15 protein-coding genes are annotated in these 14,199 nt (G+C 65.8%); 3 read left to right on the top strand and 12 right to left on the bottom strand.

What is annotated here, in order from left to right:
* Window positions 1-192: 192 nt before the first annotated feature.
* Complete coding sequence (locus G6N32_RS29005; RefSeq protein WP_115318716.1) at window positions 193-1,476, top strand: hypothetical protein; 1,284 nt, start codon at window positions 193-195, stop codon at window positions 1,474-1,476.
* 73 nt (window positions 1,477-1,549) lie between these two features.
* Here G6N32_RS29005 and G6N32_RS23255 read toward each other — a convergent pair whose 3' ends face one another.
* The 8 genes from G6N32_RS23255 to G6N32_RS23220 form a co-directional block, all read right to left on the bottom strand.
* Window positions 1,550-4,246 carry a fumarate reductase/succinate dehydrogenase flavoprotein subunit gene (locus G6N32_RS23255; protein ID WP_115318717.1) on the bottom strand — a complete coding sequence of 899 codons (2,697 nt, stop codon included), beginning with the start codon at window positions 4,244-4,246 and terminating at the stop codon, window positions 1,550-1,552.
* On the bottom strand, window positions 4,246-4,977 hold the full coding sequence (locus tag G6N32_RS28595; RefSeq protein WP_115319085.1) for an ABC transporter ATP-binding protein: 732 nt from the start codon (window positions 4,975-4,977) through the stop codon (window positions 4,246-4,248). Before G6N32_RS28595 ends, G6N32_RS23255 begins: the two co-directional genes overlap by 1 nt.
* A gap of 23 nt (window positions 4,978-5,000) precedes the next feature.
* Window positions 5,001-5,864: an ABC transporter permease gene (locus tag G6N32_RS23245; protein ID WP_115318718.1), complete on the bottom strand. Its 864-nt coding sequence runs from the start codon at window positions 5,862-5,864 to the stop codon at window positions 5,001-5,003.
* On the bottom strand, window positions 5,861-7,297 hold the full coding sequence (locus G6N32_RS23240) for an ABC transporter substrate-binding protein (RefSeq protein WP_115318719.1): 1,437 nt from the start codon (window positions 7,295-7,297) through the stop codon (window positions 5,861-5,863). The genes G6N32_RS23245 and G6N32_RS23240 overlap by 4 nt, the downstream gene beginning before the upstream one ends.
* A gap of 25 nt (window positions 7,298-7,322) precedes the next feature.
* A complete protein-coding gene (locus G6N32_RS23235; RefSeq protein WP_115318720.1) occupies window positions 7,323-7,550 on the bottom strand; it encodes a 4Fe-4S dicluster domain-containing protein in 228 nt (75 codons plus the stop codon).
* Window positions 7,550-8,290: a GntR family transcriptional regulator gene (locus G6N32_RS23230; RefSeq protein ID WP_115318721.1), complete on the bottom strand. Its 741-nt coding sequence runs from the start codon at window positions 8,288-8,290 to the stop codon at window positions 7,550-7,552. Before G6N32_RS23230 ends, G6N32_RS23235 begins: the two co-directional genes overlap by 1 nt.
* A 231-nt stretch (window positions 8,291-8,521) precedes the next feature.
* Window positions 8,522-9,259, bottom strand: coding sequence for a glucose 1-dehydrogenase (locus tag G6N32_RS23225; protein WP_115318722.1), 738 nt, complete (start codon window positions 9,257-9,259; stop codon window positions 8,522-8,524).
* Window positions 9,260-9,296: 37 nt separating this feature from the next.
* Window positions 9,297-10,085, bottom strand: coding sequence for a bestrophin-like domain (locus G6N32_RS23220; protein WP_115318723.1), 789 nt, complete (start codon window positions 10,083-10,085; stop codon window positions 9,297-9,299).
* Between the two features lie 62 nt (window positions 10,086-10,147).
* Here G6N32_RS23220 and G6N32_RS23215 point away from each other — a divergent pair, with 62 nt between their 5' ends.
* Both G6N32_RS23215 and G6N32_RS23210 read left to right on the top strand, forming a co-directional pair.
* Entirely contained in the window at window positions 10,148-10,936 is a 789-nt protein-coding gene (locus G6N32_RS23215; protein ID WP_115318724.1) for an alpha/beta hydrolase, read from the top strand.
* 60 nt (window positions 10,937-10,996) lie between these two features.
* Window positions 10,997-11,227, top strand: a complete 231-nt coding sequence (locus G6N32_RS23210) for a deoxyribodipyrimidine photolyase (protein ID WP_115319086.1) — start codon at window positions 10,997-10,999, stop codon at window positions 11,225-11,227.
* A 5-nt stretch (window positions 11,228-11,232) separates the two neighbouring features.
* On the opposite strand, the gene G6N32_RS23205 is transcribed toward G6N32_RS23210, so the two are convergent.
* From G6N32_RS23205 to G6N32_RS23190, 4 genes are all read right to left on the bottom strand, one after another.
* Window positions 11,233-11,823 carry a TetR/AcrR family transcriptional regulator gene (locus tag G6N32_RS23205; protein ID WP_115318725.1) on the bottom strand — a complete coding sequence of 197 codons (591 nt, stop codon included), beginning with the start codon at window positions 11,821-11,823 and terminating at the stop codon, window positions 11,233-11,235.
* A gap of 6 nt (window positions 11,824-11,829) precedes the next feature.
* Window positions 11,830-12,525: a crotonase/enoyl-CoA hydratase family protein gene (locus G6N32_RS23200; protein WP_115318726.1), complete on the bottom strand. Its 696-nt coding sequence runs from the start codon at window positions 12,523-12,525 to the stop codon at window positions 11,830-11,832.
* Between the two features lie 77 nt (window positions 12,526-12,602).
* Complete coding sequence (locus G6N32_RS23195) at window positions 12,603-13,412, bottom strand: DUF8453 domain-containing protein (protein ID WP_115318727.1); 810 nt, start codon at window positions 13,410-13,412, stop codon at window positions 12,603-12,605.
* 31 nt (window positions 13,413-13,443) lie between these two features.
* A complete protein-coding gene (locus tag G6N32_RS23190) occupies window positions 13,444-14,178 on the bottom strand; it encodes a glycoside hydrolase family 25 domain-containing protein (protein ID WP_115318728.1) in 735 nt (244 codons plus the stop codon).
* Window positions 14,179-14,199 lie beyond the last annotated feature (21 nt).

The raw sequence follows: 14,199 nt of genomic DNA, 5'->3' as shown, positions 1-14,199 counted from the left end.
ATCGAGAGCGGCGCTGAGCTTGGTGGGCACAGTGGTTTTGGCGTGAACACTGGCTTCAACGGTGGTGCTGAGCTCGGCGGCGGTTTCCAGACCGGTGCGGAACTCGGTGGCGCAGCAGCCGCAGGCGCAGGTGCCGCGGCCGGCCTCGGGGGCGGCGCTAATGTCCACGGGCAGACTGGTTTTGGTGGCCACATGGGTGGCCAGTTCGGCGGCGGTGTCAACGCAGGTAGCAACTTCGCCGCCGGTGCTGGCAGTCAGCTCGCCGGGGGCGCGCAGATCAACGACCGTGCTCGGGTGATCGATGCCAACGAAGTCGACGCCGACCGTCGCACGACGCTCAGCGGTAGCACCAACACCAGCGCCAGTGGCGGCGCCGGCGGCTCGGCCAACGTCGGTACCGGTCTGAGCGCTCAGGAGAATGCGAACTTCAGCAGCACGTCCAACGTCGGCTTCAGCAGCCCGCTCGGCGGCGCCAGCCTCGGCGGCCAGACCGCTGCGGCCGGTGGCGGAGCGATCGGGCTCGGTGGTGCCGGCGTGACTGCAGCCGGCAATGCCGCGGCGAGCAGCACAACCGCCGCCGCGTTCGCCAGCCCCTTGGGCAGTGCGACCGCCGGCGCTCAGGTGGCCGCGAGCAACACCGCGGCGGCGAGCTTCCTGCACAACGACGGTGCGGCCCTTGGCGGCCAGACCAACGTCGCTGCCGGGTTCGGTGGGCAGACCAACCTCGGTGGAGTCGTCGGCGGCCAGACTCATGTGGCGGCGTCGGAGACCTCGGCTGCACACGCTGGTGGCCAGACCGGCATCAGCGGTGGGTCGAGCATCGCCGGCGGGGCCACGGCCTCCGGTGGTGGAAGCTCGAACTTCCTGAACCACGAGGCGACGAGCCTGAATCTGCACAATTCGGTCCAGGCGGCCGGCGCGACGAGCGGCTCGGCGGCAGCCGACCACGTGTCGGCGGGCGGAAACACCTCGTTCCAGAACGCTTTTGGCGGCCAGGCCGACATCCTGGGCCACGACACCGCCGCCCTTGGCGGCCACGGCTCGGTCAACACCGGGGCCGGCGCAACGGCGTCGACGGGCACTCACGGCTCGGCGGCCACGGTTACTCCGTCGCAGGGCAGCGTCATCCACACCGGTGGTTCGGCCACCGGCGGCGGGCAGGTCGCGGCCGGTTCCAACGGCGGCTCGGTGATCACCACGACGCAGGGCGGCGCCAACACCGGCACCTCGAGTTCGGTTGACACCAGCCACAGTTCGGCGACGGTCGATCAGCATTCGGCATTCGACGCATCAAGTCACGCCGCGGCGACGCCGGTGCCCGATCACTCCACGTACGACCAGTCGGCGCATGCAAACACCGACTACTCGAGTCACTCGCTGTACGACACGAGCCACGACAGCGCGGCGTCGCACAGCCAGGCGAGCGCCGATCTGTCGGCACATAACCAGCTCGATCAGCACCACCCGGGATTCTGACCGGCGAAGCTTGACACAAAATCGGTGGGGACCGCATGGTCCCCACCGATGTGTCTGTGCCGCAGTGGGTTGACTAGTCCAACGCCTCGGCCAATTCAGCGCCGGCGAGTGCGTGTCGAGCGTAGGCGCGCACGTCGGCGTCGCTGTCGGCCTGCGCGGCCGTCAGTGCGTCGCGGGCAGCGGGATGGGACACCCATCGCGTCAAGCCCAACACCGCCGCCTTGCGCACGTCCAGATGCCGGTCGTCCAGCGTGCGGACCAATATCTCTACCCCGGCTTCACCCGTACCCGACAGTGCGCGAACTGCTCCCACTCGGATCTGCCACGCCGTGTCGCGCAGCGCGCGCTCGATCTGCGGCAGGTCAGCGTCATCGCAACCGATGTCGCCCAAGGCGGCCAACGCCGCAGCGCGCACCAGTGGGTCGGGGTCGCCGATGAGCTGACGGACCGCGTCGGGTCCGCTGGCCAGGGTGCCCAGACCGTTGGCGGCGGCGATACGCACCTCGCGATTGTCGTCCCCGGCGGCCGAGGCGACCCCGTCGTCGTCGTCCACCGACACCAACGCCCGGACCGCCTCGATACGCACCCGATGATCGGGATCGCCCAGGGCCGAACGGAAGCTCCGGACATCCCCCACCCGGCGGAAGCTCAGCAGGTACAGCGCGGAGCTGCGGACCACCGGATCGGGCGACGACAGAAGCGGCTGTGCGGCTTGCGGATTGGGCAGCACCTCGACCAGCTCACGCACACCTTCCGACGCGGCCCTACGCACGCCCGCATCGCCGTCGGCCAGCGCCGTGATCAACGCGTCCGCATACCCTTCGCAGAGATGCTCGCTCAATGTGTCGACAGCAGTACGTCGCACAGCCGGGTCGGCATCGGCAAGGAACTCGGCGAGGTCATCGAGTGACGGCGCCTCGAGCGCGAGCACCGTGGCGATCCGCGGCGACGGCGGCTGAGTGGGCTGCGAGATCACGGCGGTCACCGGCGTCGAGTTCCAGTGCCGGTCGTGGCCGATCGTCGGTTGTGCCACCGGAATCGGCTCCGTCTCACCGGTCGGCAGATCGTCGAGGCCGGGCACCGGAACGAAGTACGGGGCGACCGGCCGCTTGAGGAACTCCATGGTCCCGTCCACGGTCTTGCGGAGGTTCAGGTGGTAGCGCCAGTTGACATCATCACGCTCGGGCACATCCGAGCGATCGTGATAGAGGCCCCAACGGGATTCGGTTCGAGTCAGCGACGACCGTGCCGCCATCTCCGCGCAGTCCCTGATAAAGGACACCTCGACCGCGCGCATCAACTCATGCGGGGTGCGTGCGCCGATCTGCTTGATCTCACCGTGCATGCGCTCGAAGGTGTCGACCGCGATCGACAGCTTCGTCGCGGTCTTCGGCGGGGCGACGTAATCGTTGACGAAGCGGCGAAGCTTGTACTCCACCTGCGGCTGCGGCGGCCAGTCAGGATGGTGCAGCGGCCGGTACACCAACTCGTGAGCCTCGCGCAGCTGCTCATCTGGAAGTGACTGCGGCGCTGTGAGATCGGTGAGCGTAGAGGCCGCGTGTTCACCGGCCAGCTCACCGTATACGAAGGCGCCGATCATGTAGTTGTGCGGCACACAGGCCAGGTCACCGGCTGCGTACAGACCCGGAATAGTGGTGCGGGCATGCTCGTCGACCCACACACCCGACGCGGAATGACCGCTGCACAAGCCGATCTCGGAGATGTGCATTTCTATGTCGTGGGTCCGGTAGTCGTGGCCACGGTTGGCGTGAAAGGTCCCGCGGGTAGGTCGTTCGGTGGTGTGCAGAATACTTTCGAGCGCCGTCAGCGTCTCGTCCGGCAGATGGCTCACCTTGAGGTAGATCGGGCCCCGCGCGGATTCGATCTCGCGTTTCACCTCGGCCATCATCTGACCCGACCAGTAGTCGGAGTCGACGAACCGGTCGCCGTCAGCGTTGACCTGGTAGCCGCCGAACGGATTGGCCACATACGCACAGGCCGGTCCGTTGTAATCCTTGATCAGGGGGTTGATCTGGAAGCACTCGATGCCCGAGAGTTCCGCCCCGGCGTGATACGCCATCGCGTAGCCGTCGCCGGCGTTGGTCGGATTCTCATATGTGCCATACAGATAGCCCGACGCGGGCAGGCCCAGGCGTCCACACGCGCCGGTCGCCAGAATCACTGCCTTGGCTGCAACAGCGACGAATTCTCCGGTGCGAGAGTTCAACGCCGCGGCGCCCACCGCGCGACCGCCGGACGTGAGCACCCGCACCGGCATCAAGCGGTTCTCGATCTGGATCTTCTCGCGCATCGACTTCTGCCGCAGGACCCGATAGAGCGCCTTCTTGACGTCCTTGCCTTCCGGCATCGGCAGAACGTACGACCCGGAGCGGTGCACCCGGCGCACCGCGTACTCACCGTGCTCGTCCTTCTCGAACTTGACGCCATAGCGCTCGAGGCGCTGCACCATCGCGAATCCCCGAGTCGCGGTCTGATAGATCGTGCGCTGGTTGACGATTCCGTCGTTGGCGCGAGTGATCTCGGCGACGTAGTCCTCGGGGATAGCCTTGCCGGGGATGACCGCGTTGTTGACGCCGTCCATCCCCATCGCCAGTGCGCCGGAGTGCCGGACATGTGCCTTCTCCAGCAGCAGCACGTGCGCGCCGTGTTCGGCGGCGGTCAAGGCCGCCATCGTCCCGGCGGTACCACCGCCGATGACGAGCACGTCACACTCCAGTCGGGTGGTGTCGGCCAGGTCGGGGATCTGCATCAGATGAGCTCCGGGGTATCAAGGGCGGCAATGAGTTCCGATCGCAGAGCGCTGCGATCAGCGGAGGAGTCGCGCGGCGTGGGAACGTCGTGCAGGGCGCGCAAGGGGTGACCGGCCCGTCCGAGGACGGCGATCCGGTCGCCGATGAGGAGCGCCTCGTCGACGTCGTGGGTGACGAAGACGACGGTGGTCGGATGGGCGCGCCAGGTGTCGATCAACAACTTCTGCATGCTTGAGCGGGTCTGCGCGTCCAATGCTCCGAACGGCTCGTCCATCATCACGGCGCGCGGAGCACCGGCCAGCCCGCGGGCGAGCTGTACGCGCTGGCGCATTCCGCCGGACAGGCTCTTCGGCAGGTAACTCTCGAATCCGGTCAATCCGACGTCGGCGATCCATCGAAGCGCTTCCTCCCGGCGACCCTCGCGGGGGGTGCCGGCAAGCTTGAGGGCCAGTTCGACATTGGATTGCACAGTGCGCCAGGGCAGTAACGCGTTGTCCTGGAACACCAACGCTCGGTCGCGGGAGGTGGTGTGCACCGGTACGCCCTCGGCGAGAACCTCGCCGGCGTCCGGGCGCAACAGACCGGCCAGGGCCCGCAGAACGGTGGACTTGCCGCATCCGGACGGCCCCGTCAGCACCAGGATTTCACCGGGGCGAACTTGGAGGTCGAGGTGATCGATGACCGGCTTCCCGCCATAGCTCAGCACGAGATCGTTGAGCTGAAACGCCATCCCCGTTTGCGGCGCGGTGGTGGTCATCGGGTCTTCTCCTCGCCGCGGGGCAACCACCGGGTGACGCGCCGGCCGAGTACTTCGACTGCCGCGGAAGTGGTGAACCCGAGGACCCCGATGGTGATGATGCCGACGAAGACCTCGGGGTAGGCCAAGACGGTGTAAGCCTGCCAGGTCCGGTAGCCGACGCCGAGCCTGCCGGAGATCATTTCGGCGGAGATGACACAGATCCAAGCCACACCGAGACCGACCGACAACCCGCCGAACACTCCCGGCAGAATGCCCGGCAGCACCACGCGAACCAGCACATCCCATCGGCTGCCACCGAGGGTGCGCACCGACTCTTCCCAGATGGTCGGTAGGGCGCGCACCGCGTGCCGGGTGCTCACCATGATCGGGAAGAACGCCGCCAGGAACGTGATGAAGACGATGCCTGCCTCGTCGCTGGGGAACAACAGGATCGCTACCGGGACGATAGCGATCGCCGGAATGGGCCGGGCTAGTTCGGTCAGCGGGCCGAATACGTTGGCGAACGCGGTTGACCGACCGAGCAGAATGCCGGTCACCACGCCCACCACCGCCGCGAGCGCGAATCCGGTCAGGATCCTGATCAGCGACTGCCCGAGATCGAGCCAGTACTCCTGGGCCGCAAGTCGTTTGGTGAAGGAGCTGACGATCTCGGTCACGGTCGGCAATGTGTCGAAACGCACCCAGAGCCGCACGTGGTTGACGGTCAGTACCTGCCACAGCGCGATCGCCGCGACCACCGAGGCGACGCGTACCGCCCACGACCCCCACGGCCGGCGCCGTGACCGCGCCGGCTTTGCCGCCACGGCGTCGACTCCCGCGGTGGCGGGCCCGGCGAGTACCGCGGGCTGGGTGGTCATACGGCGCCCGCCAGCGCCGCCTGGTAGTCCACCACCTTCGCGTCGGGATGTGCTGCGATATAGCGCTGGGCGCCGGCGTCGGTGTCGAACGGCAGATAGGCGTTGTCGGCGGCGGGCGACTGCACCCACACCGACCGGTCAGCGAACCAACGGGTGCCCAACTCGGTGTCAGGGATGTAGGCCGCGATCACTTTCTCGCCCTTGGCGTTGGCTTCGCGAAGCGCCCGCAGCAGGCAGCCGGGATTCGCGGCGGGCTGCGTGGTGGGGTGACCGTCGATCCACAGTTCACCGGCCAGTGTGGGGTCGGTGACTGCCACATTGCAGACCGGATCGTGTCCACCGACGCTGATGGGGTTGGTGATGGCGGCAACGGCGTTGTCGTAGTTCAGGTTACGATCGGCGAACGCCTTGCGCAGCGGAGCGTCGTTGACGAACTGGTCGATGTTGAGGTCCGCGAAGTCGCCGATCGACTTCAGGTACGGGATGTCGTTTTTCAAGGCGTCGACCTCTGACGGCTTGATGGTGGGGTCGAACGACACTGCGCCGCCCGGGCCGTTGTAGAGATAGACCACTTCCTGCGGCAGTCCGCTGCCGTCGGCCACCAGCTTGGCCGCCTCCAATGGCTTCTCGTGCAGGAAGTCAGTCGCGTCGATCTGAGCCTGCAGGAACGCATCGAGCACTTCGGGATGCTGGGCTGCGTAGTCGCGGCGGACGACCACGCCGTGGAAGGTCGGGACATCGAGCTCTGCGCCGTCGAACAGCAGCCGCCCCTTGTTCTGGAACGCCAGCAGACCCGGCCACGCCACGAACTGTGCGAAGGCCTGCACCTGACCGGATTCCAGCGCTGACGCCCCGATCTGTGGTTGCTGATTGAGCACCTCGACGCCGGTCTTCGGGTCGATACCGGCCTTCGTCAACGCCCGTACCAGCGTGCCGTGGCCGGCCGACCCCACCGAGGCCGATACCTTCTGGCCCCGCAGGTCGGTGAGAACCCGCTCGGGCGAATTGGGGCTGACCACAACCATGTTCAGCGCGCCCTTGGCGTTGTACCCGGTGATCGAGACAACCTCGGTCTTGGCGCGCTCATTGGCCTGGGTCTTGGACCCGTTGATCAGCAACGGATAGTCGCCCATCGAACCGATGTCGATCTTCTCGGCCAGCATCTGGGCGGTGATCGGTGCGCCGGTGTCGTAGTCCTGCCACTGCACCGTGTATTTGACATTGGTTCGTTTGGTGATGTCGTCAAGGCGCTTCTCCAGGAAGCCCTTGGCCTTCAACAGGGCACCCGCGGTGGCAGTGTTGATGGTCTTGGACTGGTAGCCGATGACGACATTGACCTCACCGGCCGATTGAGGCTTGGAGTCCAGCGAGCAGCCTGCGGCGGACACTGTGACGAGGGCAGCCGCCAGCGCGGCCGTAAAGCGGTGTTTCATCAATTGCTCCGGGAATTCGGGCTTTTCAGCGAAGGAGATAGGGCATGTTGACGGTGACGGCGCCGGTGGGACAGCGGGCTGCACAGGGGCCGCAGTACCAACACTCGTCGACATGCATGAAGGCCTTGCCGTTCTCGGGGTTGATGGCCAACGAGTCGAGGGGACAGATGTCCACGCACAGGGTGCATCCCTCGATGCACAGCGACTCGTCGATGGTGACCGGGACGTCAGCCCGCTGATTGATCAGTGTCATCACAACTCCCTGACGAGATTGCCGCGCAGGGTGATTCGGTCGCCCCGCATGCGGATGTATTCGAGATCGACGGGTCTGCCGTCATCGAGATGAGTCAGTCGTTCCAGTAGCAGAACCGCGGCGCCTTCCGGTACCTGCAGGATCGCTGCCGAGTGGGCGTCGGCGGGTACCGCCTCCACGGCGAGACTCGCCGATCCCAGCCGCTGCCCGGTGACTTCTTCGAGCAGCGCGAAGATGTCGTTGGTTTCCAGGGGGTGTTTCAGGACCTCGGCTCCGACGTCCGGTGCCAGATAGGTCTTGTCCAGGCTCAGCGGTAGATCGCCGAGGAACCGCAGCCGCTCGACGAACAGCACCGGTTCGCCGGGCTGCAGTTGAAGACGGCGGGCGACCGCCGGGGGAGCGGCCACCGACATCGCCGCTCGCACTTCATTGCGGACCTCGCCGTAGCCTGTGAATGTTTCCTTCAGTCCGACAAGCGCATCCAAGCCATGGTCGTATTTGCGGATGGCGACCTGCGTGCCGACCTTCGGGCCCCGATCGATAAGGCCCTCCTCTTTGAGGGTGGCCAGGGCTTCGCGAACGGCGTTGCGGGACACCCCGAACTCCACCGACAGTTCCGCCTCGGCGGGAAGGCCGTGCGGATAGCCGCCGTCATGGATGTGATGGCGCAGAACGTCGGCGACGAGACGAGCCTGATCGGCCCGCGCTCGGCGGATCGGCACCGGCTCGGCGTCGCCCATCGCACCCTCCTGACTGACTCACATCTCTCGTCAACCACGGTAAAGCCGCTGACCAAGGCATCCAGCAAGGCGCTTGCGGGTGCAGCGAGTTGCCGGCGTATTGCGCCGGTCGGCATCGGTTTCCACCTGCCGTTACCGGCGATCAGCCAGGTATTGCGCCACCACGGCGTCGAGCAGCGCAGTTCTGATCGCGCTGAGCGGAAAGGCTGGCGGGCCGATCGTCGTCGACAATCACATCCGGTGTGGCACGTCGCTGATCAGACCGCCGTCCATCACGAACTCCGAGCCGGTCGCATAGGACGATTCATCGCTGGCCAGGAACAACACAAACGACGACACCTCGTCCGGCTCGCCGAGGCGACCCATCGGGGCGGCGACCAGATCGTCGGGCATGTGTGCGGTCATCGGGGTCCGGATCATGCCGGGATGCAGCGAGTTGACGCGAATGTTGTTGGCCGCCAGCTCGAGTGCGGCGGATTTGGTCAGCCCGCGGATCGCCCATTTGGATGCGACGTAGCCGTGGTTGCCAGGCGTTCCGCGCATCGCCTGGATGGACGACATATTGATGATGGAACCGCCGCCCGCGTCGGTCATCGGCTCGATCACGGACTTGATGCCGAGCATGGTCCCGGTCAGGTTGACGTCGATAACCCGTTGCCAGCGTTCACGTTCCAGGTTCTTCAAGGTGCGCCGGTAAACGATGCCGGCATTGTTCACCAGAACGTTGAGGGTGCCGAATTCGCACAGGGCCAGCGCGACGGCCGCCGCCCAGTCGTCGGGATCCGAAACATCGAGGTGGATGTACCGGGCGTCGTCGCCGAGTTCGGCGGCCACCGCGGCGCCCTCGTCGTCGAGAACATCGCCGAGAATCACCTTGGCTCCCTCGCCGACCAGAAGCCGGGCATGGGCTGCGCCCATCCCGCGAGCGGCACCGGTGATCAAGGCAACCTTGCCGTCGACGCGTCCCACCCGCCGCACGGTACCCGGCCGGCCCGCTCGAGTTGCGTTACTTCCCCGCTAGCTGAGACCAGGTATCCAGTACGTTCTCGTAGGCCGTCGGCTGAACCGCGATGGAACCCACGAATGGATGCTCCATCGCAAACGTCAGATAGAGAACGAACGCGAGCAGGGAGCCGGCCAACGCGATCAACGCGCCGTGGATTACGACGTCGGAGGAGGGAAAGGTGTAGGTGAACAACAGCATCACCATGCCGCCGCCCAGCAGCAACACCCACAACTCGCCAGGAATCTCCGACTGGCTGCCGGAGATTCGCGTCTTGCGGGCGCTGCCCAATTCGTCGAGCCGGGTGATGGACTCCTGATAGAACGCGATCTCGCTCTGCTTGGCCGGTTCGATGTGCAGGAAGCTGTTCCACACCGCGGTCAGGTGCTCGGATTGCTGCTCGATGGTCTCCCCGCGTCGCATGCGGGGAAATTCGTCGTCGATGACGTCGTTGGTGTAGTCGATCAGGCTCCGCTGAATTTCGGCCCTATCGGCGACCGGCAGGCCGGTGGAATCGCGCAGCAGGTCGGAGATCGCGGACGCCTCCGCCTCCGTGCCCCGCTCAGCCTGATTCAACTGCTCCCACACCACCACGACGACGAAGGCCACCAGCACGGCGTAGAGCACCCCGGCAAGGTCGAACACGTGGCCCGCCACCGCGCCCGACCGTGCCAACCGTCGCTGGGGGAGGATGCGCCGGCTCAGCACCAGCCCCAGCACGGCCAGCCCGACGGTGATGATGACCACCACAAACCCGACGAGCGGTGCGGGCAGCTGCAGGAGCCAGATCACCGAGTACCTATTGCCGCCGCATTCACCCGCCAAACAGCGGCCCGCGTCGATAGGGTTCCGCTGTGCTCGAGGTGATCGCCAAGGGCGGGGCCACTGCCACCCACCCCACACCGCTGCTGTTCGTGCACGGCGCCTTCCACGGGGCCTGGTGCTGGGACGACCACTTCCTCGACTACTTCGCCGACCGCGGCTACCAGGCTCTGGCGCTGAACCTGCGTGGCCATGGTGCCAGCCCGTCCGCGGTGCCGATCAACTCCTGTGGCGTCCTCGACTACGTCCAGGATGTGAAGACCGTCGCCGACGATCTCCCGGTGCCACCGGTGGTCATCGGTCACTCGATGGGTGGCTTCGTGGTGCAGAAATACCTGGCGGTGCACGAAGCGCCCGCCGCGGTCCTGGTCGCGTCAGCCCCGCCGACGGGTATCGCTCCCGCGACGGTGCGAGTGGCGTGGCGACATCGACGCCAATCGGTGCGCACCCGTTCTTTCAGTAGACCGCTGGATTTCTTTGCAGCGCAGGGTGTTTCACAGGCCACCTTCTACCATTCGGACACGCCCGAGCATATCGTCGCCGCGTGCACGTCGCGGCTGAGCGCGGAAAGTGCCCGGGTGCTCTACCGAGATCTGTTGTATCGCCACCTCGCCCGGCCCAGCCGGGTCCGGGCACCGGTGCTGGTGCTCGGCGCCGAGCTCGACGGATTCTTCACACCGAAGGAGGTGGCCGCGACCGCGCGGGCCTATCGCACCGAGCCGGTGATGTTTCCGGGCATGGGTCACAACATGATGCTCGAACGCGGCTGGGAATCCGTGGCCGACCACATTGACAGGTGGTTGACAGCAACTCTTTGCTGACGCGGCGGTTAGTTCGGTCTTCGAATGGGCAACCAGACCCAACCTACAAAGGAGGCCCGAATGTTGCACAGCGTCGTGCTGGCGGCCAGCGACAACATCGAAGCGGCGGGGTTCATCCTGCGCGGCATCAAAGGCATCTTCGTTGCCATCGGCAGCATCATCGCCGCGATCATCTGCGCCGTCATTGCGGGGATGAAAGGACGTAACCCGTTCGGCTGGGGCATTCTGGGGCTGTTCTTCTCCATCCTGACGCTGATCGTCATCATCGTCATCCCCAGCAAGAAGTCGTAGCGCCGTCAGGCGCGAAAGCCCGCGAGAACCGCCTGCACGCCAACGTCCCAACGGCGATCGACCGAGGACGCCGACGTCCCCAGCCAGCGCCCGGCCTCCTGGACCGCCAATCCCTGGGCCAGTGCGAGCAATACGTGGGAGATGTCGACCGGGTCGCCTGCGAGTAGGCCGGCGTCGAGGCATCGCTGCACCTTCCCGACGAGGATCTCCCGCACCGTCGGCGCGGACGCCAGCTGGTCAGGGTCGGGGTCGAGCTCCTGGAACGGTCTGCTGAACATCACCCGTGCCAGCGGCGGGTAGTCCAGGCAGAACCGGCGGAACACCGGAATCACGGCCCGAAGATCGCCCAGCTCGTCAGCCGTCTCGGGTATTGCGACCAGCTCACCGCCGAGACGGCGGAAGCCTTCGAAGAACACCGCCCGCAGCAGTCCGTCCTTGTCGGAGAACAACTCGTAGACCGCGGGCACGGAGGTGCCTGCGCGCTCGGCGACGCGGCGGGTGGTGAAGCCCGACATCCCGTCTTTGCACAACGTGTTCACCGCCACGTCGACCACGCGGTCGCGCAGCTCGGGAGTGCGCTGCTTGACCCTGGGCACGAACTACTACATTCCGAACTCGGAACGGATGTTGTCGATACCTTCGCGCATCGCATCCAGGGTGGCCTGGCGGGCGCGCAGCTTGCTGGCCAGGTGCGCGCTGGCGTTCAGCGCGGTGAACTCATCAGCGGCTTCCTCGGCGCGCGCCAAAACCTGGTTATTCATCGCGATCTCGTCGACCCAGCCGCCGGCCAGTGCGGTCTCGCCCAGGAAGTTCTTGGCCAGACCGACCGCCTGCTGATAGGCCGACGGCGTCAGCCGCAGTCGCATGATCTCCAGGGCGGGGTAGGGCAGCACCATCCCGATCGCCACCTCATTGGCCTGAAAGTTGTAGGTGGGACCGGCAATTCGGTGATCGGTGCTGCACGCCAGGAACGATCCCATCGCGATCGCGTGACCGGTGATCGCAGCGACGACGGGCTTGGGGAACGACAGCAGTCGGTGCGACAGGTTGAACCCACCCTGCAGCATCTCGACGGAGGCCTCGATGTCGCCGGAGCGGAACACCTTCAGGTCGAAGCCGCCGCTGAAGACGCGGTCGTTGCCTGCGATCACCACAGCGCCGGCGTTGTCGCCCTCGGCGCGATCCAGGGCGTCGTTGATCTCCTTCAGCATGGCCGGACTCAGCACGTTGACCTTGCCGTCGTCCAACGAGATGACCGCGACCGCGTCGTCCTTGCGATAACTGACCGACCCGCTCATGGATGCTCCTTCGTCGCAGCGTCTAATTTCGTATCGACGTTACGTAACGAAGTTCCGATTGCCAAGAGGCAATCCGCCTACCCGTGCCGAGGCAGCCGCACGACTTCCGTGGGCTGCTCGAACCTCTCCCGCCGCCACCGGCTCTGAGTCTCCTCGGCGGCCCGCTTCATCCGGGCGATCTCCTCGCGAAGGACATCGACGCGCGTCTCTTTGGTGGCGAAATGGAAGTAGTCGAGTACGTTCCGCAACAGTTCGAGCTTCTCGCGCTCGCGCCGTGCCAGATCATGTCCGGTCATCATTTCAACGCGGTGCACCGGCTGCAGAGTGTCCCAGTCCAGCGTCACTTTGGTCCGGTACACCGTGCGCTTGCGGCCGAAGGTCTTGGCCCACCAGCCCTGCGGCTCGGGCTGGTCGTGATAGGACACCACCCCCTCGAATCGCGAGTCGATAGACTCGCCAAACTGGCTGCGATCAAGCGCCGAATCCCACACCGTGCGCCACTCCTGCGCCGGTGCGAGCTCGGGAATGCTTTGCGGCAGAGCCAATTCCACGATGTCGGTGAATCCGTCCTCGGCATGCTCGTAGCGGGCCACCGTGGGCGGTTTGGGAAAGGCGAAGCCTACGTCGTAGGCCGCGGTGGCGCCGTAATTGCGGACCACAAGTTCGATGACATGCCAGTCCGCGGAGTGCGGCTCCATGAACATCGCGACATGCGGCCGCGCCTGCTTGTCATTGACTCTCTGTTGTCGACGAATCTGCCGATGCGCGTAGATCAGCGCCGCCAGCCCCAGCAGCACTGCTGCCCAGGCGGCGACCGCCAACCACGTGCCGGCCCCGACTCCGGTGACATCTCCCCACAGATCCGCGAGATCACTCGCGTTTTCCACCTCATGCTTATATCACAGCAAACCGATGCCTTCAGTATTGACGAGATTGAAAGTTATTGCCGCGCTGGGCCAATCGACGCTGCAGCGCGTACGGGCTCGCAGCCATCGATGCGCGGCGCCGGCGCACGGCCAGCGCGATCGGCAGTACCGGGGAAACGCCGCAGGCCTGCGCGAACTGCGGCGCGGTCAGACCGTCCGCCGAGTTCATATCGCAACGGCCGAACGGCGGCGCCCCTTCCGGCAGTCCGCCACCGTAACCCTGCCCGTCGGTGTACTGGTGGGCGACTTTGCCCGGGTAGGGCGGATTCGAGCCATATGACGCCACGACCAGCCTGATGCCGTCCGGTTTGGTGGGCCACAACCGATTCAGGTCACCGACATTGCCGTAGCCGATCACCTTCGCGGTCGAGCCGACGTAGCCGCCCACCTCGCGGTAGGCGGCATTGATCCCGGCGGACTGGTCACCGGAGATCTGGCCACCCCACGACTCGACGTCGATCATCACCGCCATCTTCGGATGGGGCGCTCGCACTTGGGATTTGAACGTCTCGACGGTCTCGCGCCAATTAGGCCGCCACACGAAATAGACGATGAAAAAGGTCAGGCGCCCGCTGTCGACATTGCTCAGACACCAGCCGTAGTTGTTCACCCAGCGGCGGTCGCGGTAGGTGCCGTCATTGGAGCGGATGCACAACACCGGATACGGATAGGTGTCGTTGACGCCGACCTGCCACTCCGAAATGTCGGCATACAGGGTGTCGGCCATAACTGATTATGGCTACTGCCA

Source organism: Mycolicibacterium aichiense (assembly GCF_010726245.1).
GTDB lineage: Bacteria > Actinomycetota > Actinomycetes > Mycobacteriales > Mycobacteriaceae > Mycobacterium > Mycobacterium aichiense.
Note: the sequence above shows the minus strand (reverse complement) of the source record. Positions and strands in the feature narration are given on the sequence as shown.

Bases quoted from the DNA above. Each gene is read 5' to 3' on its own strand.
- G6N32_RS29005 (WP_115318716.1), top strand. From the start codon at position 193: ATGGGTGGCCAGTTCGGCGGCGGTGTCAACGCAGGTAGCAACTTCGCC.
- G6N32_RS23255 (WP_115318717.1), bottom strand. From the start codon at position 4,246: ATGCAGATCCCCGACCTGGCCGACACCACCCGACTGGAGTGTGACGTG.
- G6N32_RS28595 (WP_115319085.1), bottom strand. From the start codon at position 4,977: ATGGCGTTTCAGCTCAACGATCTCGTGCTGAGCTATGGCGGGAAGCCG.
- G6N32_RS23245 (WP_115318718.1), bottom strand. From the start codon at position 5,864: ATGACCACCCAGCCCGCGGTACTCGCCGGGCCCGCCACCGCGGGAGTC.
- G6N32_RS23240 (WP_115318719.1), bottom strand. From the start codon at position 7,297: ATGAAACACCGCTTTACGGCCGCGCTGGCGGCTGCCCTCGTCACAGTG.
- G6N32_RS23235 (WP_115318720.1), bottom strand. From the start codon at position 7,550: ATGACACTGATCAATCAGCGGGCTGACGTCCCGGTCACCATCGACGAG.
- G6N32_RS23230 (WP_115318721.1), bottom strand. From the start codon at position 8,290: ATGGGCGACGCCGAGCCGGTGCCGATCCGCCGAGCGCGGGCCGATCAG.
- G6N32_RS23210 (WP_115319086.1), top strand. From the start codon at position 10,997: ATGTTGCACAGCGTCGTGCTGGCGGCCAGCGACAACATCGAAGCGGCG.
- G6N32_RS23200 (WP_115318726.1), bottom strand. From the start codon at position 12,525: ATGAGCGGGTCGGTCAGTTATCGCAAGGACGACGCGGTCGCGGTCATC.
- G6N32_RS23190 (WP_115318728.1), bottom strand. From the start codon at position 14,178: ATGGCCGACACCCTGTATGCCGACATTTCGGAGTGGCAGGTCGGCGTC.